This is a genomic window from Pseudomonas sp. MDV22-iso1 (assembly GCF_058145095.1).
Map to the genome: position 1 here is coordinate 208588 of NZ_JBYVMF010000006.1, position 23623 is coordinate 232210.

A 23623-nucleotide genomic window follows, 5' to 3' on the forward strand; every position below is an offset into this window, starting at 1 on the left:
CAGGTGTATCGTATTCGCCTTTTCAGGCCCTAAAGCCTGTCGCTGATACGTGAGGTAGTTGAGTTCATGTCCTTTACCCGTCGCCAAATCCTCGGTGGCCTGGCCGGTCTTGTAGTCGTTGGTGTCGGAGCGGGGGGCGCGTCGCGGTACTGGCTTGGCAAGATGGCCGACGCCAACGCGGGCCACGACTATGAGTTGATCGCCGCGCCCCTGGATGTCGAATTGGTACCGGGCCACACAACCGAGGCCTGGGCGTTCGGTCCGTCGGCACCGGGTACCGAATTGCGGGTGCGCCAGGGCGAATGGCTGCGGGTACGATTCATCAACCACCTGCCGGTCGCGACCACCATTCACTGGCACGGCATCCGCCTGCCGCTGGAAATGGACGGCGTACCTTACGTCTCCCAGCTTCCCGTGTTGCCAGGCGAGTATTTCGACTACAAATTCCGCGTGCCCGATGCGGGCAGCTTTTGGTATCACCCCCATGTGAACAGCAGCGAAGAACTGGGTCGCGGTCTGGTCGGCCCACTGATCGTTGAAGAGCGCGACCCCACCGGATTCAAGTACGAGCGGACCTTGAGCCTCAAGAGCTGGCACGTCGATGAGGAAGGCGCGTTCGTCGCGTTCAGCATTCCTCGCGAAGCCGCGCGTGGCGGCACGGCGGGGCGTTTGTCGACCATCAACGGCGTCTCGCAGGCGGTGGTCGAATTGCCAGCCGGACAGATCACCCGCGTGCGCCTGCTCAACCTCGACAACACCCTGACCTATCGCATCAACATTCCCGGTGTCGAAGCGCAGATCTACGCGCTGGACGGTAACCCCATCGAGCCGCGCCCCATGGGCAAGGAATACTGGCTCGGCCCCGGCATGCGTATCTGCCTGGCGATCAAGGCTCCGCCCGCTGGCGAAGCGTTGTCCCTGCGCAACGGCCCGGTGCGCCTGGGCACGTTCCGTTCGGTGGCCAATGCTGAAGCGCCGACTCAATGGCCGCCCGCGTTGCCCGCCAACCCCGTGGCCGAACCGGACCTGGCCAATGCCGAAAAACTCAACTTCAATTTCGAATGGGTGGGTTCGGTGTCGTTGAACGTCGACAACGGCAAACCGCCAAGCCTGTGGCAGATTAACGGCAAGGCCTGGGACATCACCGACAAGACCTGCGCCGATCGCCCGATTGCCAAGCTCGAGAAGGGCAAGAGCTACATTTTCGAATTGAAAAACATGACCCAGTACCAGCACCCGATACACCTGCACGGCATGAGCTTCAAGGTCATCGCCTCGAACCGGCACAAGGTCATTCCGTATTTCACCGACACCTACCTGCTGGGCAAGAACGAGCGGGCACAGGTGGCTTTGGTGGCGGATAACCCGGGCGTGTGGATGTTCCATTGCCATGTGATCGATCACATGGAAACCGGCCTCATGGCCGCCATCGAGGTGGCGTGATGCGTCAGATTCGTCCCGCCGCCATCATCGATCGCAGCCGTGACCGTGAATTCATGCGCGAAGCCCTGGCCCTGGCCGCACAGGGTGCCGCGCTGGGCGAAGTGCCGGTGGGGGCGGTGCTGGTGCAGGATGGTGAAATCATCGGTCGCGGCTTCAATTGCCCGATCAGTGGCCATGACCCCAGTGCCCACGCCGAGATGGTCGCCATCCGTGCGGCGGCGTTGGCCGCCAGCAACTATCGCCTGCCGGGCAGCACGCTTTATGTGACGCTCGAACCGTGCAGCATGTGCGCCGGGCTGATCGTGCATTCGCGGATTGCGCGTGTGGTGTATGGCGCCCTGGAACCCAAGGCCGGGATTGTGCAGAGTCAGGGGCAGTTTTTTACCCAAGGCTTTTTGAACCATCGGGTATTGTTTGAAGGCGGGGTGCTGGCGGAAGAGTGCGGTGCTGTGCTCAGCGAGTTCTTCAAGGCGCGTCGTGCAAAATCAACAGACTAAACACGAAACCAATGTGGGAGTGAACTGTGGCGAGGGGATTTATCCCCGTTGGACTGCGCAGCAGTCCCCTAAGCAAAAGCCTGGCGTCTGCTTCGCAGCCGAACGGGGATAAATCCCCTCGCCACAGTTCGCTCCCACAGTGGATCTGCGGTGCTGGAATTTTACTGTTTACTTACGTGCCACGATCACCGCACGCATCGGCGCCGGCAGCCCTTCGATCGTCTTGCTGTGATCATCCGGATCGAGGAAATCACTCAACGACTGGTACTTCATCCACTCTGTTCCGCGCTGTTCTTCGACGCTGGTGACGCTGACGTCCACACAACGAACATCCGTGAACCCGGCGCGGCGCAGCCATAGCATCAACGCGGGCACCGAGGGCAGGAACCACACATTACGCATCTGTGCATAACGGTCTTCCGGCACCAGCACCTGCTGCTGATCGCCCTCGATCACCAGCGTTTCCAGCACCAGTTCCCCACCCTTGACCAGGCAGTCCTTCAGCGCGAGCAGATGCTCGATCGGTGAGCGGCGGTGGTAGAAAACGCCCATGGAAAACACGGTATCGAAACCTTCAAGGTTCGGTGGCAGGTCTTCAAACGGGAACGGCAAGTGCCAGGCATTGGGTTCGGACAGGTAACGTTGCACCGCCTGGAACTGGCAGAAGAACAGCCAGTTCGGGTCGACGCCGATCACGCTGTCGGCACCGGCACCGAGCATGCGCCACATGTAATAGCCGTTGCCGCAGCCGACATCGAGAATGCGTTTACCCTTCAGGTCCAGATGCGGCGCAACGCGCGACCACTTCCAGTCCGAGCGCCATTCGGTATCGACATGCACGCCAAACAGGTCGAACGGCCCTTTGCGCCACGGCGACAACCCCATCAACGCCGTGCGCATCTGCACGCGGGTTTCATCGTCGCAGTCGGTGTCCAGCTTCAAGCCGTTGAGCAAGTCGACTTCACTGGGCTGGATCTTCGGCAGCGCATCCAGCGCGCTTTGCCAACGCTCCAGATCGCCATGACCCTTTTCCATTTTCTTGTCGAGCTGGGCTTGCAGTGTGCTGGCCCAATCGGCCAGTGGAGTACCGGCCAGACGGCGGGCGAGGGGGGACAGATCAATCATGGCAGGGCAATCAACGAGGCAAAGTTAAGACACTGGAACCACGGCACGACTTTCGAGAATCCGGCCGCCAACAAGCGCTCGCGGTGTTCTTCGAGGCTGTCGGGCTTCATGACGTTTTCGATGGCGCTGCGCTTCTGGGCGATTTCCAGTTCGCTGTAGCCGTTGGCGCGTTTGAAGGCGACATGCAGGTCGGTGAGCAGCGCGTGTTCTTCGAGGTCGTTGAAGCGCAGCTTTTCCGACAGAATCAATGCGCCGCCCGGTACCAACGATTGATGAATACGGCTGAGCAATGCCGTGCGCTGGTCCGGGGCAATGAATTGCAGGGTGAAGTTGAGCGCCACCACTGAGGCCGGCTGGAAGTCGAGGGCGAGAATGTCACCCTCGACTACCTCCACCGGCAGCAGCTCCTGGAACATCGAGTCCTGACCATTAAGGTATTCACGGCAACGCTCGACCATGGCCGCAGAGTTATCCACAGCGATAACGCGACAGCCATCCGTGCGCACGTGACGGCGCAGGGCCTGGGTCACGGCGCCTAGAGACGAGCCCAGGTCGTAAAGCACGCTGTTGGGCTGGGCAAACTGCGCAGCCAGCACGCCGAGGTTTTCAACGATGGTCGGATAACCCGGCACCGAGCGTTTGATCATGTCCGGGAACACCCGCACCACGTCCTCATTGAAGGCGAAGTCGGGCACCTGGGCCAAAGGCTGGGCGAAAAGGCGATCGGGTTCTTTGCTCACGGCGGTTCCAGCGGTGTAGGTGGAAAAGGCCGGCATTTTAGCCAACTTGGGGCGGGGATGCGCGGGTTGTCTGACGGTGTGTTGTTGAATGACCGCGGCAACGGAATTTATTGTTGTTGATCGTTCCCACGCACCGCGTCGGAACGATCACACAGGGTTCAGTGCGGTCGCTGGCTAAACGCCGACGCCGCAATCCCCCATTGCCCCAACCAATAGCTGAGGATGATCACATAAGGCGCGGCCTCGAACGGCATGACAAAGCGACTGATCCCGATCACGCTGTCAGAAAACACAAACGCCACTGCGCCCGCTGCCGCCAGCATCGCCGAGCGCTTGGGCACATCGCTGCCGAGCCGGGCCAATGCGCGCCAGAGCATGGCGCTGATGGCCAGGCCGTACACAATCACTGGCACCAGCAACGGACCCAATCCGTGAGAAATCAGAATCCCCAGCAGCACCGCGCCCACACCGAGTGCCAGGATCAACGGCACTACCGCCAGGCGCCGGCAGTCGCTCAAATAAGCTTTCAGATAGGCCAGATGCGCGACCAGGAAAGCCCCCAGGCCAAACACGAACAAGTCCCCAGGCCATGCCAGCAGCACATCGCCCAGCAGAGAGAACATCAATCCAAGGCTGATCCAGCGGCGATAGTCGCTGGGCGGTGCATCGTGCAGCCAGCCGAGCAAGGCCAGCACGGGCAGCGGTTTGACCAGCAAACACAGCAGCGTCGCGTGCACGCTCAGGCCATAGAGGAACGTCACGGCGCCCATCAGCGCGAGGATTAGCCAGCCCACGTCAGTTCACCGAAATCGCGCAGTCGAAGGTGTCCACCGGCAGCACTTCCGGTGCCCATGGCTGCTGAGAGGTCAGGCGCAAACGTCCGTTGCCGTTGGCGAATGCCTGGAAGCGCCAGGTCGAGAGGCCGGCACTGCCGACGATCCCGGCGTCTTCCGGATTGCTGTACACCTCAGGGCTGAGCGCCCGCAATACGCCACCGGCTGAGTCCTGGATTGCCCAGCGATAACCCGTGGTCGGGTTACTCGGCAGGGTCAGGATCAGGTTTTGTCCGTTGTTCAATTTCACCGGACACTGGCTTTGTTTTTCCACGGTCACGTTCTGTTTGGGTTGCGTAGCACAAGCGGCCAGCAGCAAGAGGGCGAGGGGGACAAACAAGCGGGTGGGGGACATAAGGTCAGTGGCTCCGGCGTTCACGACGAACGGCGAGCATAACTGAAGATGAGACAAATTGTGACCAGAGCCTAGTGGAAGAGAATGCTAACGCGCCGGCCCTGGTCCATAAACGGTTTGGCTGTACAGATTAGGGTTTCATAGTGAATGAAAACTCGCCTTCGGATGTGAATGTCCGATTTTGTGGGTCATTAAATACTACATCCAGTGTGCCGGAGTATTTTCCGTTTATAGCGTCAACGTACAAGTTAATGACACCCTCAACGGCCGGGTAGCGAATGGATTCCGGATACGATTCGACAAAGAGAATTTCGATCGATTTATCGGTTGATTTAAATGGGTGGATACCTGTTGTTATATTTCTCGGTAGATAAATTTCAAATTTACGTGCTTTGGGGGTGCCTGCGCCGGCCGAGAAAAAAACAAACATAATCTGGGGGGATGAGCCCCAACTCATCCCTTCAGAGTTGAATGCGTCGCGATCCTGAAGGGTGGCGTTCAAGTAGTTTTGTTGGTCGCTCCGACGGACCTTAATGGTGTCATCGGTGCAAGGGGCTGCGAGATTTGGTTTTCGGGTGTCCATAAGTCTTGCTCTTTCAAGGAATGTAGAAGCCTTGAAGGTATCGTCAGTGAGAAGCCCGGGATACTGTTAGAACTGTCAGTTTTCAATTCGAAATTTCGATTAATAGCGAGCTGTTTGACGTGAAAAAAAACGGCCAGACTGCAGTCTGACCGTTTCGGTGTCGGTTCTGTCGGCTTAGAACAATATCTTCGCCACATCCGCAAAACGCTTGGCGAAATGCACCGTTATCCCTTCCTTCAGATAATCCGGCAACTCCTCGAAACTGCCACGATTCGGCTCCGGCAGGATCAATTCGAAAATCTTCTGCCGCCGCGCCGCAATCACCTTCTCGCGCACCCCGCCAATCGGCAAAACATGCCCGGTCAACGTCAGCTCGCCGGTCATCGCCACGCCTTTCTTCGGCGGTTGGTTGCGGGCCAGGGACAGCAGGGCGCTGGCCATGGTCACGCCGGCGCTCGGGCCGTCTTTCGGGGTGGCGCCTTCTGGAACGTGCAGGTGGACGAAAGCTTCGTCGAAGAATTTCGGATCGCCGCCGAACGACTTCAGGTTGGAACTGACGTAGCTGTAAGCGATTTCCGCCGACTCTTTCATCACGTCGCCCAGTTGCCCGGTGAGTTTGAAGCCACGGTTCAAGGTGTGAATCCGCGTCGCTTCGATCGGCAGGGTCGCGCCGCCCATGCTGGTCCAGGCCAGGCCCGTGATGACGCCGGTGCCTGATAGCACCTGTTCGTTGCGGAACACCGGATGGCCGAGGGAGGCTTCGAGGTCTTTCGGCCCGAGCTTGATCACTGCTTTGGGATCGTCGATCAGCTTGACCACGGCCTTGCGCACCAGTTTGCCCAGCTGTTTCTCCAGCTGGCGCACCCCGGCTTCGCGAGCGTAACCGTCGATCAACGCCTTCAGCGCGCTGTCGTTGATGCTCAGGCTGCCTTTGGACACGCCGGCTTTCTCAAGCTGCTTGGGCCACAGGTGACGTTTGGCGATGGCGATTTTTTCTTCAGTGATGTAACCCGACAGGCGAATGATTTCCATCCGGTCGAGCAACGGGCCGGGAATCGAATCCAGGGTGTTGGCGGTACAGATGAACAGCACTTTCGACAGGTCCATGCGCAAGTCGAGGTAGTGGTCGAGGAATTCGACGTTCTGTTCCGGGTCGAGGGTCTCCAGCAGCGCCGAGGCCGGATCGCCCTGGTAGCTCTGACCCATCTTGTCGATCTCGTCGAGCATGATCACCGGATTCATCACTTCAACGTCTTTCAACGCCTGCACGAGTTTGCCCGGTTGTGCGCCGATGTAGGTGCGGCGGTGGCCCTTGATCTCGGCTTCGTCGCGCATGCCGCCGAGGCTGAAGCGGTAGAACGGACGCCCCAGGGATTCGGCGATGGATTTGCCCACGCTGGTTTTACCCACACCTGGCGGGCCGACCAGCAGCACGATCGAACCGCTGATCTCGCCTTTATAGGCACCCACGGCGAGGAACTCGAGGATACGGTCCTTGATGTCGTCCAGGCCGGCGTGGTGCTTGTCCAGCACCTTGCGCGCGTGTTTCAGGTCGAGCTTGTCCTCGCCATACACGCCCCACGGCACCGACGTCGCCCAGTCCAGATAGTTGCGGGTCACCGCGTACTCGGGCGAGCCGGTCTCCAGGATCGACAGCTTGTTCATTTCCTCTTCGATACGTTTTTGCGCCTGAGCGGACAGCACCTTGCCTTCCAGACGCTGTTCGAACTGTTCGATGTCGGCGCTGCGGTCGTCCTTGGTCAGGCCCAGCTCCTGCTGGATGACCTTCAACTGTTCCTTGAGGAAAAACTCGCGCTGGTGCTCACCGATCTTGCGGTTCACTTCGGCGGAGATTTCTTTCTGCAGGCGCGCGACTTCGACTTCCTTGCGCAGCATCGGCAGGACTTTTTCCATGCGCTTGAGCATTGGCACGCAATCGAGCACTTCCTGCAACTCATTGCCTGTCGCAGACGTGAGGGCGGCGGCAAAGTCGGTCAGGGGCGACGGATCGTTGGGGCTGAAGCGATTGAGGTAGTTCTTCAGCTCTTCGCTGTACAGCGGGTTGAGCGGCAGCAGCTCCTTGATCGCGTTGATCAGCGCCATGCCGTAGGCCTTGACCTCGTCGGTCGGCTCGGTGGGCTGGTGCGGGTATTCAACTTCCACCAGGTACGGCGGGCGATGGTGCTTGAGCCAGGTGCGGATGCGCACGCGGGTCAGGCCTTGGGCAACAAACTGCAGCTTGCCGTTTTCGCGGCTGGCATGGTGCACCTTGACCAGCGTGCCGTAGAGCGGCAGGGCCGAGGTGTCGAAGTGGCGCGGGTCTTCCTGGGGCGTGTCCATGTAGAACAGGGCCAGGGAGTGGTGATCGGATTTGCTGACCAGATCCAGTGTTTCAGCCCACGGTTCTTCGTTGACGATGACCGGCAGTACTTGCGCCGGGAAGAACGGGCGGTTGTGGATCGGGATGATGTAAACCTTGTCCGGCAGGTTCTGGCCTGGCAGGGCGAGGCCTTTGCCGGTGGAATGGTGTTCGGCGTTCTCCGGATCGGCGTATTCGCTCAGGTCTTCGGGGAGTTCTTGCTGGTCGCTCATGGGGCACCTGCGCAATGGGATATGGGTCTTAGATGGGGCAGGCGGGGGGTGGTTTCAATGGGAGGGGTTAATTCAGGGTATTCGAGTATTGCGCAAGCGTTCGATTATTCCGCAATAACGCAGCACATGATTGTGGCGAGGGAGCTTGCTCCCTCGCCACAGGCCACAGAGCAAAGGTCACAGACACAGAGGGCTGCGTCTTTTAGGGAAGATTGATTTGATCCAGCACCCGGTTCGCCGTGATCTCCGCCAGCATGATGCTGTTTGAAATACCCAGCAAAACATTGCGCGATCCACCGTCGAGGTGGTCTACCAATTGATGGACCATCACATCGACCGAAGCCAGCGTCTCGACCAGATAAACCACCAGGGTCTCGGTCGTGGCCTGCGGGTCCACTGTGAATAGGGTACTGGGCGTGCGGGGTGAGGCTTTGATGTCGGCAATCGACGGGCGGGGAGGGAGGTCGTCGACTTCAGGGGGATTCGGGGTTGGTTTGAACATGGTGAAGCTCCATTCGAGGAAACGGAGTTCGCCACGACTGCGACCAAGCAGTGGGGCGGCGAACCGTACGCAGGTTGGTCGACCAGGGAATGGAACCCGGCAGGGCCGAAGCCCTCCCACGCACAGCTCGCCATGAAGCAAGCACGAAAAGTGCGCCATTCTAAACCTGGGCGACCAAACCCGTTCGCTGAATTTGCAGCGACTCCAAAAGCCTATCTTTCCGGCTTCCGATACAACAACCGATAGAGCTTGTCGGAATCCTCCTCCAGATCAGATGTGGTTGTAGGACTCGCGCAGATTTTTCAGACCGACCTCGATCCCTTGTAGGAGCTGACGAGTGAAACGAGGCTGCGATCTTTTGACTTTGCCCTTTAAAAGCAAAGTCAAAAGATCGCAGCCTCGTTTCACTCGACAGCTCCTACCAGCTCCTACCGGAGAGCAGATTGCATCAAAAGCCCACAAAAAAAGGCGACCCCCTCGCAGGAGTCGCCTTTGTTTTAACTGCCGCTAAAACTTATTCGGACAGTTTGTACGCGATCACATAGTCACCTTGCTTGGTGCCCAGCGAGCCATGACCGCCGGCAACGACCAGCACGTATTGCTTGCCGTCCTTGCCGGTGTAGGTCATCGGTGTGGTTTGTGCGCCTGCTGGCAGACGACCTTCCCACAGCTGCTTGCCGTTTTTAACGTCATAGGCGCGCAGGTACTGGTCGAGGGTGCCGCTCAGGAAGCCAACGCCACCGGCGGTCACGAAGGTCCCGCCCAGGCTTGGAACGCCCATGCTCAGCGGGATCGGAACCGGCGAGCTGTCGCGCACGGTGCCGTTCTTGTGCTTCCACAGGACTTTGGAAGTGGTCAGATCGACTGCCGCCACGTAGCCCCAAGCGGGCGCCTGGCAAGGCAAGCCCATTGGCGACAGCAGCGCTTCGAGGACAACACCATACGGCGCGCCTTTGTTCGGCTGCACGCCTTCGGTTTCGCTTTTACGCGGGCCTTGGGCCGCGATTTCGGCAGCGGGGATCATTTTCGATTTGAACGCCATGTAGCTCGGGTTCACGAACGCGATCTGACGCACCGGATCAACCGAGATACCGCCCCAGTCGAACACGCCGAAGTTACCTGGATAAACGATCGAACCCTGCAGCGATGGCGGCGTGAACGGGCCGTCGTAGCGCATGGATTTGAAGTCGATCCGGCAGATCAGTTGATCGAATGGCGTCACGCCCCACATGTCGCGTTCCTGCAACGGTGGCGGCATGAGGTTCAGGTCGGATTTCGGTTGGGTCGGCGACGTGTGGTCACCTGCGACGGCGCCTTGTGGAACCGGCACTTCATTGATTGGCACAATCGGCTTGCCGTTGCTGCGGTCCAGCACGTAGATGCTGCCTTGCTTGGTCGACGCGAGTACCGCTGGCTTCACGCCGTCAGCGGTTTTCAGGTCCATCAGGGTTGGCTGGCCACCGACGTCCATGTCCCACAGGTCATGGTGGGTGAACTGCATGCGCCAGCGTACCTGGCCAGTGGCGATGTCCAGCGCGGTCAGGCCGGCGGCGTGCAGTTCCGACTCAGGGGTACGATCACCACCGAACTGGTCCGGGGTCTGGTTGCCCATTGGCAGGTAAAGCATGCCGAGTTTTTCATCGACGGCGAACATGGACCACATGTTCGGCGAGTTACGGGTGTAGACCTTGTCATCGGCAATCGGCGTGGTGTCGTCCGGATTGCCGCTGTCCCAGTTCCACACCAGTTTGCCGGTGTGCACGTCGAACGCGCGGATCACGCCGCTTGGCTCGTCGGTAGAAACGTTGTCGGTCACGTGGCCGCCAATCACTACCAGGTCTTTGGTCACGGCCGGTGGCGAGGTGGAGTAGTAACCGCCGGCATTGAAGCCGCCGATGTTGGCGCTCAGGTCGATCTGGCCTTTATCGCCGAAGTCTTCGCACATTTTGCCGGTGTCGGCATCCAGAGCGATCAGACGGGTATCGGCGGTCGGCAGGAAGATGCGACGCGGGCAAACAGCGCTGACCGGGGCAGGGCTGGCGGTGCCGGTCGGGCTCTGCTCGGAAGCGTAAACGGCGTCATCGTGATACGACACGCCACGGCAGGTCATGTGCGCCCAACCCTTGAAGTTCGCCGCGTTTTGCGTCGAAAGCTTCGGATCGAAACGCCAGATTTCCTTGCCGGTGTCCGGGTCCAGCGCGATCACCTGGCTGTGCGGCGTGCACACGTAGAGCATGCCGTTGACTTTCAGCGGGGTGTTTTCAGCGGTGGTTTCGCCCGGATCGTTAGGGCCAGGAATGTCACCGGTGCGGTAGGTCCAGGCTGGAACCAGCTTGTGAGCATTTTCCGGGGTGATCTGCGCCAGTGGCGAGTAACGGTCGCCATGCGCGCTGCGGCCGTAGGAATTCCAGTCACCATCGGCCATGGCCGGTGCGGTGTTGGTCATGCCGTCAACGCTGTCGCGATCCAGTTGGCCCTTGATTTCACCCGGGTTGGTGAATTGGCTGGCCAGTGCAGTAACGCCCGCCAGCACAACAGCCACGCTCAGTGCGCCGGTGCCCATGGGGGCGGCGCCGGTAAGCAGCAGTGGACGACGGAACCACGGCAGCAACATGACGATGCCGAGGGCGAACAGCAGTGCCAGACGCGGCACCAGTTGCCACCAGTCGAGGCCGACTTCCCACAATGCCCATACAGTGCTGGCGAACAGCACCAACGCGTAGAGGCCCAGTGCCGCGCGGCGGGCAGCAATCAGCAGCGCACCAGTCAGCGCCATGCCGATACCGGCCAGCAGGTAGTACAGCGAGCCGCCCAGCATGCTCAGCTTGATCCCCCCGGCCAGCATGGCCAGGCCCATTAGCAGAAGCAGAATGCCGAGCAGCGTCGGCAATAGACGGCTTCGACTCAAAGCACCATCAGTGCTCATAGTGTGGTTCTCCGTGACGTTTTAAGTAAGTCCGCGCAAGTTCACTGTAGATGACGATCCTGTGCGGGCATGGTTCATATGAAAATGGTTCGGTGATGCGGTCCCTGTAGGAGCGAGCTTGCTCGCGAAGAACCTGAGAGCGCTGTGTGGTGTCAGGTTCCCAGCGTTTTCGTTGACGACCATCGCGAGCAGGGCTCGCTCCTACAGGGGGGTGGTGTTGGTTAGAACGAAGACTGGATCTTGATTCCGCCAATCAGCGCGTCATCGACCTGGTCCACGCCACCGGGATGGCGGATGTATTGCAGGTTCGGGCGCACGGTCAACCAGTTCGTGACGTGCACGCCGTAATAGAGTTCGGCGCTGTATTCGGTGTCCTGCGGTGGCAGATAAGACGGATCGTCAAAGTCATAGACGGCGCGAGCCTGATTGGTCGCCTCGGCGTTCTTGCGATAGGCCGGGTTGACGTGGACGCGGGCCATGGCGAAACCGATGTCGTCCTTGGCGCGTGCATTGAACAGGCCTTTGTAGACGACGCCTGCCTGGACGTAGTTGTCGATGGCATTGGTTTTCTTGTCGTGCATCGTGCCGTTGGCGAACACGCTCAAACCGCGGGAGTTGTCGCTGGCGCGGCTGGTCAGTTGTTGTTGCACACCCAGCCACACGCCGTGTTTGCTGGAGGCACTGCGGTAAGCCTCGCCACTCAAGGCAGCCGGCTGACCGTTGCTGTCCTTGTAGGCGTCGGTGGCCTTGGCGTTGCTGTAGTAGTAACCGGCGCGGTACTCGCCTGGCAGGCCATTGAGCTTGGGCGACCACACCAGTTCCACCGGCAGGATCGCACCCTGCGTGCCGCTGCCACTCAATTTGAAACCATTACCGCGATCCAGGTTGGACGGGTTCTGCTCATAGGCACCGACCTGCGCGTACAGCTCGGGTGTCAGGTGATATTTGACCCGCATGGCCCACTGGCTGACTGGCCAGTTGTACCAGATGCCGCCGACCCAGTTACCGACCTGGGAACCGCAGAACGCCAGGTTCTGGAAGTCGCAGGGGAAGCTGTTGAAGTCTTCGCCTTCGCCGAAACGGCCAGCCTTGATGTCGAGTTTCTGATCGAAGAATTTTTGCTGATACCACATCTGCGTCAGACGCCAGGTTTGCCCGCGCCCCCAGACTTCCTGGGCCGAGGTGAACCCACCGACGCGGGGATCGTTGATGCGGTCATTGCTGATGTTGTTGCCGCTGCGTTCGGTGATCGTCGGCTGAAACTCCGCGTCGTCCCAGCCCAGGATTTTCTGCAGGTCCAGGTGCGTGCCGAAGCCGAACTGGTCGCTGTACCGCGCCGTGCGATCGTGGTCGTAACCGCCGTGCAGGTTGCTGCCCATTTCACCGGTGTAATCGACTTTGAAGTCGTAGCCTTTTTCCGAAAGTTCGGTGCGACTGCCGTTCCAGTCACCGAGCATCCACGGTGATTCGCTATCGAAGGCCGGAGCGGCCTGGGTGCAGGTGGCAAGGCCTAATGCGGTGAAGCCGCCAATCAGGTTGAGGGCTTTTCGACTGGCAACAGACAAGCAGACAGCGCTGTCTCGCAAAGTGTGGAAATCGGGCATGGGGGGAGATTCTTGATCTTTTTCTGGGGGATGAACTGAAAACAGCAGGCGTGAAGCAGGCAGCGGAAGCGTTTCAGCGGGTGCGGGCGTAAGGATAATGTTCTGTTACAAATAGAGAAAGGGCTTTTACTGACATGCAGCGTTTCGGATTTGGTAACAGTCAGTGGAGAAGATCGCAGCCTCGTTGCACTCGACAGCTCCTACAGGTGATCGCATTTCAATTTGGCCGCTGCGATAGTTCCTGCAGGTGAATGCATCCAATGTAGGAGCTGTCGAGTGCAACGAGGCTGCGATCTTTTGCGTTTCACCTACATTTAACTCACCGTACACAGATCGCTTCCCCCAAACGAAGCCCTCGGCTAAGGTGCGCGGCTTCCAATCCCCACATCGCTCGAAGGCCCGGCATGACCGAACAGAACAACAACCCGCTGCACGGCGTGACTCTGGAGCAAATCCTCAATGCCCTGGTTGAGCATTACGAATGGTCGGGGCTGGCCGAGCGCATTGATATTCGCTGCTTCAAGAGCGATCCCAGCATCAAGTCGAGCCTGACCTTCCTGCGCAAAACCCCGTGGGCGCGGGAGAAAGTCGAGCGTCTGTACATCAAGTTGATGCGCACCAAGCGACCGGTCTGAATATGGTCAACCACTCTGCCGCGCGACGACGTTTTGTGGCCGTGGCGGCCATCCTCGGCTGGGCAGGTTTGAGCATTCAGCTGTACCTGATTCTCTACTCACGCTGGACGCTGGAAGCCAGTTTGCTCGGGGGGCTGATCAGCTTCTTCAGCTACTTCACGGTACTGAGCAACACGCTGGTAGCCACCGTCCTGACCTGTGAACTGACATCCCGCGACTCGGCAGCACGCCGCTGGTTTTTGCAGCCGTGGGTGAGCAGCGCGGTGGCGGTGAGTATTGCCGTGGTTGGGCTCGCGTACAGCGTGCTGCTGCGCCATCTGTGGCATCCCGAAGGCTGGCAGTTCCTGGCCGATGAGTTGATGCACGACGTCATGCCGCTGCTGTTTCTGGTCTATTGGTGGTGCTGCGTGCCCAAAGGCACGTTGCGCCTGCGACATATCGGCCTGTGGGTGATTTATCCGCTGGTGTACTTCGCCTATTCGCTGTTTCGCGGGCATGTGCTGGCGGTTTACCCGTATCCGTTTATTGACGTGGACAAGCTCGGTTATCCACAGGTGTTGGTGAATGCGGGCGGGTTATTGGCGGGGTTTGTGGTGATTGCGCTGTTGGTTATCGGGCTGGATCGGTGGCGCGCGGGTCGAAGCTGAACACCCACTGTGGCGAGGGGACTTCTGTGGTGAGTGGACTTCTGTGTTGAGTGGACTTCTGTGGCGAGGGGACTTGTCCCCGTTGGGCTGCGAAGCAGACCCAAAATTTATGCCCCCCCAAAATGTCGACAGCTGTCGAAGATTTTGGGAGCGCTTCGCACTCCAACGGGGACAAGTCCCCTCGCCACAGAAGTCCCCTCCACAGAAGAGCTCAAGCCCCAGCAGAGCTCAAGCCCCAGAAGACCTTTAGCCACAGGAAACCGGCAAGACAAAAGCTGTCATTCGTCGTCGCTGTCATCCAGCCGCCAGTAGCCGACCGCCTTGACGAACTGCTCGTCCAGCCCGTGCTCATCCAGCAGAATCCGACGGATCTGCCGCGACACTTTGGTCTCGGTCGCTACCCACGCATACAGATTCCCGCCAGGCACCTGCAACTGCTTCACGGTCGTCAGCAAGTGGTCTTTACCACCCTCGCGCAATACCCAGATCACATCGACCTGCGCCGCGCTTTCGAGCCGTTGCTGCTCGGCGCCGTTTTCCACTTCAATAATCACCAGCGCCCGACGGTTGGCCGCCAGTCCCTCCAGCCGACGCGCGATGGCGGGCAGGGCGGTCTCGTCGCCGATCAGCAGGTAGCTGTCGAAAATGTCCGGCACGATCATCGAGCCCCGTGGCCCGCCGATGTGCAGGAACTGGCCAGGTTTGGCCTGTTCGGCCCACGTCGACGCAGGACCATCGCCGTGCAAGACGAAATCGATGTCCAGCTCCCGTGTGTTCAGGTCGTAGCGACGCGGCGTGTAGTCGCGCATGGCAGGCTTGGGGCCGTCGTCTTTGCCCGCACCGAGCACCAGGGTTTCCAGCGCCGCCTGTTCCGCCGCGTTTTGCGGGAACAGCAGCTTGACGTGGTCATCGGTTCCGAGACTGATGAAACCTGCCAGTTCAGGGCCACCCAAGGTGATGCGGCGCATCCGCGGGGTCAGGTCGACCACGCGCAATACTTCCAGTCGACGACGTTTGATCTCATGCATGACGCGGTGGATGGTTTGGGTTTCTACAGCAGTCATTCGGCGTTCTCCTGGGTGGCTTGAACGGCAGGGCCGTCGACGATGGCTTTGGCGGTGTCGTTGAGCAGCGAGCTGACGCGAAGGATTTCCGCCGGACTCCATCGCCCGTGATGCAGTTGCAGCGCATGACGCAGGTTATGCACAGCCTCATGGATCTCGGCGGGACGATCATGGCCGCGCAATGAGCGTTTGCTCACGTCGATGCGCATCCGCACACCTTCCAGCGCAATCGCCTGATCCGCGAGGGACTGGCGACCGGCGTCAGTCACCCCATAGCGTTTCTTGCCGGCTTCGGCATCGCCCTGAATCAGGTCGCTTTCTTCCAGAAAAGTCAGGGTCGGATAGATCACGCCGGGGCTGGGGCTGTAGGCGCCGTCGAACATGTTTTCGATCTGGCGGATCAAGTCATAGCCGTGACACGGCTGCTCGGCTATCAGCGCCAGCAGCAGCAATTTCAAGTCTCCGGGGGCGAAAACCCGTGGGCCGCGGCCACCGCGTTCGCGGCCAGGGCGCTTCTCAAAGCCGTCGCGGCCGTCACCGTGTTCGCGGTGGGGGGAATGATGGTCTCTCATTTTTTGCGTTCTCTTCGTCGTATTTAGATACAACGTAAGATATATCTTTAGCCAAGCGCAAGATGCGGGAGGAAAAAAGCGGCCTCAAGCTGACGAGCGGTGGGTAACCCCGCTGTGCAAATTATCAAAGGGCCAGCAAGACCTTTCTCACACCCAAAATTTAACCAGAAGTTAAAGCTATTACTCTAATTATTTTAGAGTTAGTATTCTAAAATTGTTAAAGCCCCGTGTTACATAGTTAAAGTTGCTGTATGGTTTTTTTAATGAAACTGTATGTAGGCCGTAACTTACAGTCACTGTTTGCTATTTGGGTTTTTTGTTTCTTTTTCCTTCGAGGTGTGGGGTGGTTTAACTACGCGCTCTTGGGAAGTTGCCTGCTTACTTTGATTCTTGAACAGTCGAAGATGCTCGGGCATTAAAAGTCCAGGCAAGTGGCCGACTAAAGGTCCTCTTGTTTGCAACTTTCAATGAACCGACTCCATAAAGAAAACAGGTACTTAACAATGTTCAAGAAACTCGCAATCGCTGCTCCTCTGGCTCTTCTGGCTTTGGGTTCGTCCGGTGCATTTGCTGCCGGTGAAGCGGCTCACTCGATCAGCATCGTTGCTCATGTGCCGACCAACGGTTTCTACGTGGTGCCGACTAACCCTGATCTGGTGAACAAGGATCAGGACATGAGCTTCCAGCCAAGCTCCGGCAAAATGGGGGAGGTCAATGGCTTCTTCGATTTGCGCAACAACAATGGCTCGGTCCACGCCAGCCTGGACACCACGCCAAAGCTGATCTCCGGCGCCAACTCCGCTGATCTGAAAGTCACCCTCAATAATGTCGAACTGACCACTACACCAAAACCGGTTGTGGGCGAGGCTGAGTCCGATGTCAACTTCCGTGCGGCGCTGAACATTGCACTCAAAGACGCCACCATTCCTGCACCGGGCGATTACACCGGTGTTGTCGCAATGACCTTCGACGCCGTTCCTCCGGTCGTCACTCCTTGATCGAGTCATCGATCAACAAACGCTGACTGTTCAAGTTCGCGTCACCCGAGGGGGCAAACAGCAGTGTTTGCTCCGTCGGATTTCAATGAGTTCGTAATCAGAGAAAGAGTTCATGTTCCCGATGACACCCATCGCGGCGGCGCTTGCGCTGCTGTTTTGTGCCAGTGTAGCGGCGGCTCCGGTTTCCTCTGCCGGAACGACACCGCGAAGCCTGTTGGCCCAGGCCAAAGGTCTGCCGGCGGATTTCGAAGAGCATTTCTTTGATGTCCCTCTGGCTGTTCGGGTGGAGCTCGATCAGCAGCCACTGGGGGAAGCGATGGTGGTGCTGTCTCGCGATGATCGCATTACCTTGCTCGAATTCACCGACACCAGCGAAAACCGTTTCAGCCCCGCCGAACGGGAAAAATGGGCGAGCTACCTCAAACCAGGCGTGCCACTGGGCAACTGCACCGGCACGTGTCCGGATCAGGTGCTGGCGGTGCACTACAACCTGGAAAGCTCGTTGGTCTCCATCCTCACCGAAAACGCTGAGCGCGATGTGCAAGCCAAACGTTACTTCGATCAGCCTCTGGGCGGCAGTAGCGGTTTGATGGTGCGTAACCAGCTCAACCTCAACGGTGGCCAGGATCAGGATCTGGGCGGACGCTATGGCCTCGAAGCCAGCGCAAGCCTGGGCAACTGGAGCCAGACGTTCAACATGCAATTGGCCCGCCTCGGCGGTCCCGATGACAAGCTTTATCACGCGGTCCATGAGCTTTACACCCAGCGCGAACTGCAAGGCAGCTTCCTGCGCCTGGGCTATTTCACCCCCAATTCCGAAGGGCTGACCCGCCAACCGCGTACGTTTGGCACCAGCCCCGACACTGCCGTCGGCGTCATGTACGGCAGCTCCGACAGCCTGGCGATCAACAGCCCGATGCCCAGCGTCTACCCGATCTACGTCACGGCCAATCGCCAGGGCTCGGTGGAGATCTATCGCGACGGTCTGCTGATCAACACCCAGTCGGTGCCCGCCGGTTTGCAGACCCTCGACACCCGGCCACTGCCGGGCGGCATCTACGAAGTGGAAGTGCGCCTGGTCGAAGACGGCCAGATCACCTCCACCACCCAGGAGTTGGTGTACAAGCCCAACAACTGGCGCAACCTCGACGATCGTTGGCGCTACAACCTGTTCGCCGGAGAAGAAAGCAAGCTGCTGAGCAACTGGGATCAACAATCCAGCGGCAGCCCCACGGCAGGCGCCTCGGTCAACTACCTGATGCACCCGCGGGTGATTCTCGGGCTGTCGGCGCGGCAGATTCGCGAAAAACTGCAATACGGCAGTTCCATCGACTGGACCCTGGCCAACCACCTCAGCCTGTACGCCAACGTCTATCAGACGCAGGATCATGGCACCGGCCTCGATCTGCAAAGCCTCTATAACTATGGCGCCGGCAGCATCGTGATCAGCCACAACCGCAGCTGGCTGGACACCACCAACCTCTACGAAACCCTGCCGGACGGCACGCGGATACGCCAGCGCAATGTGTTTGTCGGCGAGACCAGCAACTCATCCCTGGCGCTCAATCATAGGCTCAGCAGCAAAAGTTCGATCAATGCCCGGGTGTCCCACAGCGAAGGCAACGTTGAAGGTGTCGGTCTGGACCTGGGCTGGAACCAGCGCACCACGTTGTTCGGTAGCGATGGCAACTGGCGGCTGTCGCTGTTCGATCGGCCCGGCAGCTACAGCAGCGGCAGCGCGCGCAATCGCGGTGTCGACCTGAGCGTCAACCTGGCATTGGGCGCACCCGGCCAGCAGATCACCGGCAGCATCGGCTCGCGCACGGCGCGGGACGGCGGTCGCGACAACAACGGTTCGATCGGCTGGCGCAAGGATCTGAAAGATCACGTACTGCAAAGCGTCTCGGTCACCGCGCTCACCGACACATATGGCGTCGGCCTGTCCAGCCTGGCGAACTTCCGCACCGACCAGATCAATGGCGATGGCTTTGTTCAGCGCTCGTCCTACAACGGCAACTTCACCGGTGGCCTGAACCTGGACAGCACCCTGGCCATCGGCGGCGAAAAAATGATGTTGACCAGCCAGTACGAGATGCGCGGCGCGGGCCTGATTGTCGATGTGGAATCGGACATCGATGACATTGCCCTGCGCGCCGACGACTACAGCGGCGGCAGCGCGGCGTTGAGGCCGGGGCGTAACTTCATCCCGATCACCGCGTATCAGAACAGCTCGGTGAGTTTCGACTTCGAGGGCAACCACGTACCGGCGGCGACCATCGAGCCGGCACGCACCCGCTATCACCTGAACAAGGGCGGGGTGGAGTATCGCAAGATCCGTGTGATGAAAACCCTGACCGTGCTCGGCCGGCTGATCGATGCCAAAGGGCAGCCGCTCAAGGGCCATCACGTGATCAACCACGCCAGCCGGGGGGTAACCGAAGTCGATGGTTTCTTCTCGATGGAAATGAACGCCGGCTCGCCGACCCTGGAAGTGCGCCAGGGCAATCAGTTGCTGTGTCAGTTCCGCCTCGACGCGAGCCGTCACCGCAGTGAAAACAATGTGCTGATGATCGGTGATCTGCGCTGCACGCCGGACACCTTGGCGGACGTCACGTTTACCGAACAGAAGGCGGGTTGATCCTATGAAAAAGTCCACGTGCTGCCTGGGGTTGTTATTGGCATTGAGTCTGCCTTCGGCGGAGGCGGCGAATCGGGAAATCAGGGCGTTGTTTCAGCCCGATCCTTCGCAACCGAACAAAAATGAATTTCTCAACAAAACACCGAACAGTGGGTATTGCGCGAGCTATCCGAGCGAATGTGCCGACAACAACATGTTCAGTATCCAGCTGCCGGTTCGGTTCAACTCCAGTCGCTCGATCGCGACCGGCGAAAGCATCGGACTGAAAATGCCGGCCAACTGGCGATGGTTGACCGTCACCAATGCCGAAACGCAGCAAACAGAGACCGTTGCAGTGCGCATCACCGGTGCTGGCTCCACATTTGTTCTGAGCGATACAGCCGCCAACCTGGTTGGGGTAACGAACCCGCTGGAAGGCCATCAAAAGCTATGGACCAGTAGCAGTTGGGTTTATGCGTCGCCACCCTGTCAGTACAGCGGTATGGGGGCATATGGCGACAATTACTATCGATTTTTCTGGAAAACACCTGTGGAGGCATTCTGTGTGAAGGTGGCTGCCTACCCCATTCCCTCCATCTACTTTGACACCCTCGACATCGCCTATGAGTTACGCACGCCGAACCCCTTGGGCATGTCGAGCGGGCTTTATACCGGTGCCATTTCCTACACCGTGGGCCCCGGCGCCGATATCGATCTGGGATCGCTGATGATTCCAAACGACGGCAGCCTGACCCTGGACTTCGTCCTCGACGTACAGCACACCCTGAAAGTCGATCTGCCACCGGGCGGCAACAAGGTGGCGCTGGAACCCGAGGGCGGTTGGCAGCGCTGGATCGATGGCGGTCGCAAACCCACCAGGATCTACCGCGACCAACTGTTTTACCTGTCGGCGTCGTCGCGCTTCAAAGTCATGATGCTGTGCAACTCGACCGGTGGCACTGCCTGCAAGCTGGGCAGCCCCCAAGGCAATGTCACCGAGGTGGAAACATTCCTCACGCTGCCCGATGGCATTACGGGAGTCGACGGGGGGCCAGTCAAGCAGCAACCGTTGCGGTACAACACTTGGGCCGGCCCCTTTCAACCCGGGTTCTATCTGGATCGCAAGGCCGGCTCGCTAAGGTTCGAGATGCGCCGAGCTGCCATCGACTTCCTGTTGCGCCCCGGCTTCACCGACACGCTTAGCGGCAATATCACCATTATCTGGGACTCGGACGTATGACCGTTGCGGTCAGTTCTTTCACATTTTTCACAGGATTGAAAACCATGAACCGAGTGTGTTTGCTGGGGTTGCTCAGCGTGTTTTGCATGCCGGCGAACGCCGGGCCGCAGATCAATGTCGGCACCGTGTATGACTATCTGGATGCGGATAAAAGTACCTACCTGAAACGGGTATTCAACAGCGGCGACAGCACCGCTTTCGTCAAGGTCAACGTGCTGGAAATCGTCTACGACGCCGACGGCACGCCCAAGGAGGTCCCGGTCGAGACCGCCACCGACGGCGCCTCGCGCAATGGCGTGATGGCAAGCCCCGCGCGGCTGATCGTCCCGGCCCAGGGCATGCAGGGCACGCGCCTGTTGTACATGGGCGAGCGGGACCGCGAACGCTACTTCCGTGTGCGGTTCGTGCCGGTGGTGCCGGAGAAGGAAGACGAGTCCCTGGTCAGTAGCGAAGAGCGCGAGGACTACAAAAAGAACCTGTCGGCGGGGGTCAATGTGATGACCGGGTTCGGCACCGTGTTCTTCGTTCGGCCCAAGGACGCACGGTTCGAGAGCGTCATCAATGAAACCGACAATCGTTACGAGTTGCGCAATAACGGCAATACCGTGGTGATTGTCGATGAATTCAAAAGCTGTTCATTGAGCAATGAAAGCGACTGTGGCGCGACCACCAAACACCACGTCATGGCCGGCAAGGTCTTTGGCTTCGATAAGGAAAAGGGGCGCGAGTACCGGTTCAAACTGATCGAAGGCGACCGCAAAAAAGACCTGAAGATTGTCAGTCGCTAGACCGGCTATTCATTGACGCAACGGGTAACGAACATGATCAAGCAATGCGCCGCCGTCGTGCTGACGGCAATGACGGTACTGACGGGCTCGTTGACATGGGCGGCCCGGGAAGAGCACACCTTCGAGGTGTCCCTGACCATCCCGAGCCGTTCGTTTTACCTGATCCCGGCTGAAGCCGACTGGATACACCGGCCACAGCGACTGCACTGGGACCATCCGACCTCGACCCTGAGCAGTGTGCGCAAGAACTTCGATGTGCGCCATGACACCAGCGCGATTGAAGCCCGCCTGGAGGCCACGCCCTACCTGTCCAATGGCAGGCCGAGCGACGACATCGCGTTGCGGGTCAGTTTCAACGGTGTGGAGTTGAGCCCTGATATTGCCCCCCGGCAAGTCGTGTCGGCGGCCGACGCGGCCGCGGGCATCCGGGTGCCACTGGAAATCGAGCCGGTAAAGCCGGTCGGGGGCTATCGGCCAGGGGACTACAGCGGCAACGTCCTGTTGTTGTTCAGTGCCAGGGCGCCGGGGGAGTAGGGGATGCCGGCACCGGAGTTCAGATACCGCACCAGGGATGCAAGACAATGAGTGTGTTCAACAGAAAATACGTCAAACGTTGCAGTCGTAGCCTGTGCATCGGCTTGCTGTCAGGACTGTTTGCAGTCGCGGCGCGGGCGGAGATACATAACATTGAAGCCACGTTTCAACCGGACCCGGCGAACCCGCACAAAAACCAGTTCAAGAATCAGACGCCCTCGGAAGGGTTTTGTCGCCAGGCGCCGCAAGCCTGCGAGTCGGCGGGGCTGTTCAGTCTGATCGCGAGTATTCCGTTTACCGCCAATGCGCCCATCAAGGCCAATCATGCCGATCCGCGTCAGGGAGGGATGGCGAAAGTCCCCTCCAGCTGGCGAGACGTCACGGTCACCCACACGTCGGGCGAAACCACGACCTTACAATTGAGAATCGCGGGCATTGGTCATGAGTTGGGTTTGCCCCTTGCCGTTCATGAGATTACCGAAGGAGGGTGGTGGGACGAATTGTGGGAAGGTGGCGCCTGGCTCTATGCACCAGCGCCCTGCCAGGGCGTGGGGATGTACACCTCTGGCTGGCATGGTTACAACAGCTTCTGGAAAGTCCCCGAAGGCGCCGGGATGTGCAGTAAAAAGGCGAAATTCGACATTCCGATGGCCATGCGTTACCTGTATTTCGTCTATGCCTACGAGTTACGCACCCCTGATCCGTTGAAAATGGGTTCGGGCGAATACACCGGCACCGTGACGTACACCGTAGGCCCGGGTCAGGACTTCGACATGGGCGACGTCATGATCCCGGCAGACAATCTGTTGATCATGAACTTTCGTCTGATTGTCTCGCATACGCTCAAAGTCGACATTCCCCCGGGTGCCAACCGCGTCATCCTGGAGCCCCAAGGCGGTTGGCAATCCTGGCTGTCTGAGGGGCGTAAACCCACGCGTCTGTTTCGCGATCAGACGTTCAATATTTCCGCGTCGAGCCGCTTCAAGATGAACCTGCAATGCCAGTATGTCAGCGGCATTAACTGTGCACTGTGGGAACCGATTTCCGGTCACGCCGTGCCGCTGGAGGTTGGGGTTACTTTGCCAGGTGGATTGACGGACGGATTGGGACAAGCGGTGACTCGTCGAAGCCTGCGTCGTGATGGTGTGGGTACCGAGCTGTTTCAGGCGGGTTTCTACGTAGACCAGAAACCCGGCACGCTGCATTTCGAAGTGGCCCGAGAAGCAGTGAATGACATGCTTCATCCGGGCGTTTCCCGAAGTTACTCGGGCAATGTCACGGTCATCTGGGATTCGGAAGTGGGCTGAACAACGTGGCAGACAAACAAT

At 59.2% G+C, this 23623-nt stretch carries 21 protein-coding genes; 10 read left to right on the forward strand and 11 right to left on the reverse strand.

Annotated features, from left to right (window positions below):
• The first annotated feature begins 66 nt into the window (after window positions 1-66).
• Window positions 67-1443: a multicopper oxidase family protein gene (locus AC3ZVB_RS10245; protein WP_490146429.1), complete on the forward strand. Its 1377-nt coding sequence runs from the start codon at window positions 67-69 to the stop codon at window positions 1441-1443.
• Window positions 1443-1940 carry a tRNA adenosine(34) deaminase TadA gene (tadA, locus tag AC3ZVB_RS10250; RefSeq protein ID WP_194692668.1) on the forward strand — a complete coding sequence of 166 codons (498 nt, stop codon included), beginning with the start codon at window positions 1443-1445 and terminating at the stop codon, window positions 1938-1940. Before AC3ZVB_RS10245 ends, tadA begins: the two co-directional genes overlap by 1 nt.
• A 168-nt stretch (window positions 1941-2108) precedes the next feature.
• On the opposite strand, the gene cmoB is transcribed toward tadA, so the two are convergent.
• The 9 genes from cmoB to AC3ZVB_RS10295 form a co-directional block, all read right to left on the reverse strand.
• A complete protein-coding gene (gene cmoB, locus AC3ZVB_RS10255; protein ID WP_490146430.1) occupies window positions 2109-3065 on the reverse strand; it encodes a tRNA 5-methoxyuridine(34)/uridine 5-oxyacetic acid(34) synthase CmoB in 957 nt (318 codons plus the stop codon).
• Window positions 3062-3841, reverse strand: a complete 780-nt coding sequence (gene cmoA, locus AC3ZVB_RS10260) for a carboxy-S-adenosyl-L-methionine synthase CmoA (RefSeq protein ID WP_178114314.1) — start codon at window positions 3839-3841, stop codon at window positions 3062-3064. The genes cmoB and cmoA overlap by 4 nt, the downstream gene beginning before the upstream one ends.
• A gap of 122 nt (window positions 3842-3963) precedes the next feature.
• Window positions 3964-4599 carry a lysoplasmalogenase gene (locus AC3ZVB_RS10265; protein WP_490146431.1) on the reverse strand — a complete coding sequence of 212 codons (636 nt, stop codon included), beginning with the start codon at window positions 4597-4599 and terminating at the stop codon, window positions 3964-3966.
• A gap of 1 nt (window position 4600) precedes the next feature.
• On the reverse strand, window positions 4601-4993 hold the full coding sequence (locus AC3ZVB_RS10270) for a protease inhibitor I42 family protein (RefSeq protein WP_490146432.1): 393 nt from the start codon (window positions 4991-4993) through the stop codon (window positions 4601-4603).
• Between the two features lie 130 nt (window positions 4994-5123).
• A complete protein-coding gene (locus AC3ZVB_RS10275) occupies window positions 5124-5576 on the reverse strand; it encodes a hypothetical protein (protein WP_490146433.1) in 453 nt (150 codons plus the stop codon).
• Between the two features lie 174 nt (window positions 5577-5750).
• Entirely contained in the window at window positions 5751-8168 is a 2418-nt protein-coding gene (gene lon / locus AC3ZVB_RS10280) for an endopeptidase La (protein WP_194692663.1), read from the reverse strand.
• Window positions 8169-8370: 202 nt separating this feature from the next.
• The gene (locus tag AC3ZVB_RS10285; protein WP_490146434.1) at window positions 8371-8670 is read right to left on the reverse strand and encodes a DUF6124 family protein; all 300 of its coding nucleotides are present in this window, start codon (window positions 8668-8670) and stop codon (window positions 8371-8373) included.
• A gap of 514 nt (window positions 8671-9184) precedes the next feature.
• A complete protein-coding gene (locus AC3ZVB_RS10290; protein WP_490146435.1) occupies window positions 9185-11596 on the reverse strand; it encodes a glucose/quinate/shikimate family membrane-bound PQQ-dependent dehydrogenase in 2412 nt (803 codons plus the stop codon).
• A 221-nt stretch (window positions 11597-11817) separates the two neighbouring features.
• Window positions 11818-13200, reverse strand: coding sequence for a carbohydrate porin (locus AC3ZVB_RS10295; protein WP_490146436.1), 1383 nt, complete (start codon window positions 13198-13200; stop codon window positions 11818-11820).
• Between the two features lie 404 nt (window positions 13201-13604).
• On the opposite strand from AC3ZVB_RS10295, the gene AC3ZVB_RS10300 reads away from it, so the two are divergent.
• A complete protein-coding gene (locus AC3ZVB_RS10300) occupies window positions 13605-13835 on the forward strand; it encodes a VF530 family protein (RefSeq protein WP_162438744.1) in 231 nt (76 codons plus the stop codon).
• A 2-nt stretch (window positions 13836-13837) separates the two neighbouring features.
• The gene (locus tag AC3ZVB_RS10305) at window positions 13838-14482 is read left to right on the forward strand and encodes a Pr6Pr family membrane protein (protein ID WP_194692659.1); all 645 of its coding nucleotides are present in this window, start codon (window positions 13838-13840) and stop codon (window positions 14480-14482) included.
• Between the two features lie 278 nt (window positions 14483-14760).
• On the opposite strand, the gene AC3ZVB_RS10310 is transcribed toward AC3ZVB_RS10305, so the two are convergent.
• Together AC3ZVB_RS10310 and AC3ZVB_RS10315 are read right to left on the reverse strand one after the other, a co-directional pair.
• On the reverse strand, window positions 14761-15546 hold the full coding sequence (locus AC3ZVB_RS10310; RefSeq protein WP_490146437.1) for a siderophore-interacting protein: 786 nt from the start codon (window positions 15544-15546) through the stop codon (window positions 14761-14763).
• Window positions 15543-16118, reverse strand: coding sequence for a PadR family transcriptional regulator (locus AC3ZVB_RS10315; RefSeq protein ID WP_194692657.1), 576 nt, complete (start codon window positions 16116-16118; stop codon window positions 15543-15545). The genes AC3ZVB_RS10310 and AC3ZVB_RS10315 overlap by 4 nt, the downstream gene beginning before the upstream one ends.
• Before the next feature lie 503 nt (window positions 16119-16621).
• Between AC3ZVB_RS10315 and AC3ZVB_RS10320 the strand changes: the two genes are divergently transcribed.
• From AC3ZVB_RS10320 to AC3ZVB_RS10345, 6 genes are all read left to right on the forward strand, one after another.
• The gene (locus tag AC3ZVB_RS10320; protein ID WP_162438748.1) at window positions 16622-17116 is read left to right on the forward strand and encodes a CS1 type fimbrial major subunit; all 495 of its coding nucleotides are present in this window, start codon (window positions 16622-16624) and stop codon (window positions 17114-17116) included.
• A 112-nt stretch (window positions 17117-17228) separates the two neighbouring features.
• The gene (locus tag AC3ZVB_RS10325) at window positions 17229-19754 is read left to right on the forward strand and encodes a CS1-pili formation C-terminal domain-containing protein (RefSeq protein WP_490146438.1); all 2526 of its coding nucleotides are present in this window, start codon (window positions 17229-17231) and stop codon (window positions 19752-19754) included.
• 4 nt (window positions 19755-19758) lie between these two features.
• Complete coding sequence (locus tag AC3ZVB_RS10330; RefSeq protein ID WP_490146439.1) at window positions 19759-20973, forward strand: hypothetical protein; 1215 nt, start codon at window positions 19759-19761, stop codon at window positions 20971-20973.
• Between the two features lie 44 nt (window positions 20974-21017).
• Complete coding sequence (locus tag AC3ZVB_RS10335; RefSeq protein ID WP_490146440.1) at window positions 21018-21761, forward strand: molecular chaperone; 744 nt, start codon at window positions 21018-21020, stop codon at window positions 21759-21761.
• A 33-nt stretch (window positions 21762-21794) separates the two neighbouring features.
• The gene (locus tag AC3ZVB_RS10340; protein ID WP_194692653.1) at window positions 21795-22295 is read left to right on the forward strand and encodes a CS1 type fimbrial major subunit; all 501 of its coding nucleotides are present in this window, start codon (window positions 21795-21797) and stop codon (window positions 22293-22295) included.
• Window positions 22296-22342: 47 nt separating this feature from the next.
• Window positions 22343-23602, forward strand: coding sequence for a hypothetical protein (locus AC3ZVB_RS10345; protein ID WP_490146441.1), 1260 nt, complete (start codon window positions 22343-22345; stop codon window positions 23600-23602).
• Window positions 23603-23623 lie beyond the last annotated feature (21 nt).

Bases quoted from the DNA above. Each gene is read 5' to 3' on its own strand.
- AC3ZVB_RS10245 (WP_490146429.1), top strand. From the start codon at position 67: ATGTCCTTTACCCGTCGCCAAATCCTCGGTGGCCTGGCCGGTCTTGTA.
- tadA (WP_194692668.1), top strand. From the start codon at position 1,443: ATGCGTCAGATTCGTCCCGCCGCCATCATCGATCGCAGCCGTGACCGT.
- cmoB (WP_490146430.1), bottom strand. From the start codon at position 3,065: ATGATTGATCTGTCCCCCCTCGCCCGCCGTCTGGCCGGTACTCCACTG.
- cmoA (WP_178114314.1), bottom strand. From the start codon at position 3,841: ATGCCGGCCTTTTCCACCTACACCGCTGGAACCGCCGTGAGCAAAGAA.
- AC3ZVB_RS10270 (WP_490146432.1), bottom strand. From the start codon at position 4,993: ATGTCCCCCACCCGCTTGTTTGTCCCCCTCGCCCTCTTGCTGCTGGCC.
- AC3ZVB_RS10275 (WP_490146433.1), bottom strand. From the start codon at position 5,576: ATGGACACCCGAAAACCAAATCTCGCAGCCCCTTGCACCGATGACACC.
- lon (WP_194692663.1), bottom strand. From the start codon at position 8,168: ATGAGCGACCAGCAAGAACTCCCCGAAGACCTGAGCGAATACGCCGAT.
- AC3ZVB_RS10285 (WP_490146434.1), bottom strand. From the start codon at position 8,670: ATGTTCAAACCAACCCCGAATCCCCCTGAAGTCGACGACCTCCCTCCC.
- AC3ZVB_RS10290 (WP_490146435.1), bottom strand. From the start codon at position 11,596: ATGAGCACTGATGGTGCTTTGAGTCGAAGCCGTCTATTGCCGACGCTG.
- AC3ZVB_RS10295 (WP_490146436.1), bottom strand. From the start codon at position 13,200: ATGCCCGATTTCCACACTTTGCGAGACAGCGCTGTCTGCTTGTCTGTT.
- AC3ZVB_RS10300 (WP_162438744.1), top strand. From the start codon at position 13,605: ATGACCGAACAGAACAACAACCCGCTGCACGGCGTGACTCTGGAGCAA.
- AC3ZVB_RS10305 (WP_194692659.1), top strand. From the start codon at position 13,838: ATGGTCAACCACTCTGCCGCGCGACGACGTTTTGTGGCCGTGGCGGCC.
- AC3ZVB_RS10310 (WP_490146437.1), bottom strand. From the start codon at position 15,546: ATGACTGCTGTAGAAACCCAAACCATCCACCGCGTCATGCATGAGATC.
- AC3ZVB_RS10315 (WP_194692657.1), bottom strand. From the start codon at position 16,118: ATGAGAGACCATCATTCCCCCCACCGCGAACACGGTGACGGCCGCGAC.
- AC3ZVB_RS10320 (WP_162438748.1), top strand. From the start codon at position 16,622: ATGTTCAAGAAACTCGCAATCGCTGCTCCTCTGGCTCTTCTGGCTTTG.
- AC3ZVB_RS10325 (WP_490146438.1), top strand. From the start codon at position 17,229: ATGTTCCCGATGACACCCATCGCGGCGGCGCTTGCGCTGCTGTTTTGT.
- AC3ZVB_RS10330 (WP_490146439.1), top strand. From the start codon at position 19,759: ATGAAAAAGTCCACGTGCTGCCTGGGGTTGTTATTGGCATTGAGTCTG.
- AC3ZVB_RS10335 (WP_490146440.1), top strand. From the start codon at position 21,018: ATGAACCGAGTGTGTTTGCTGGGGTTGCTCAGCGTGTTTTGCATGCCG.
- AC3ZVB_RS10340 (WP_194692653.1), top strand. From the start codon at position 21,795: ATGATCAAGCAATGCGCCGCCGTCGTGCTGACGGCAATGACGGTACTG.
- AC3ZVB_RS10345 (WP_490146441.1), top strand. From the start codon at position 22,343: ATGAGTGTGTTCAACAGAAAATACGTCAAACGTTGCAGTCGTAGCCTG.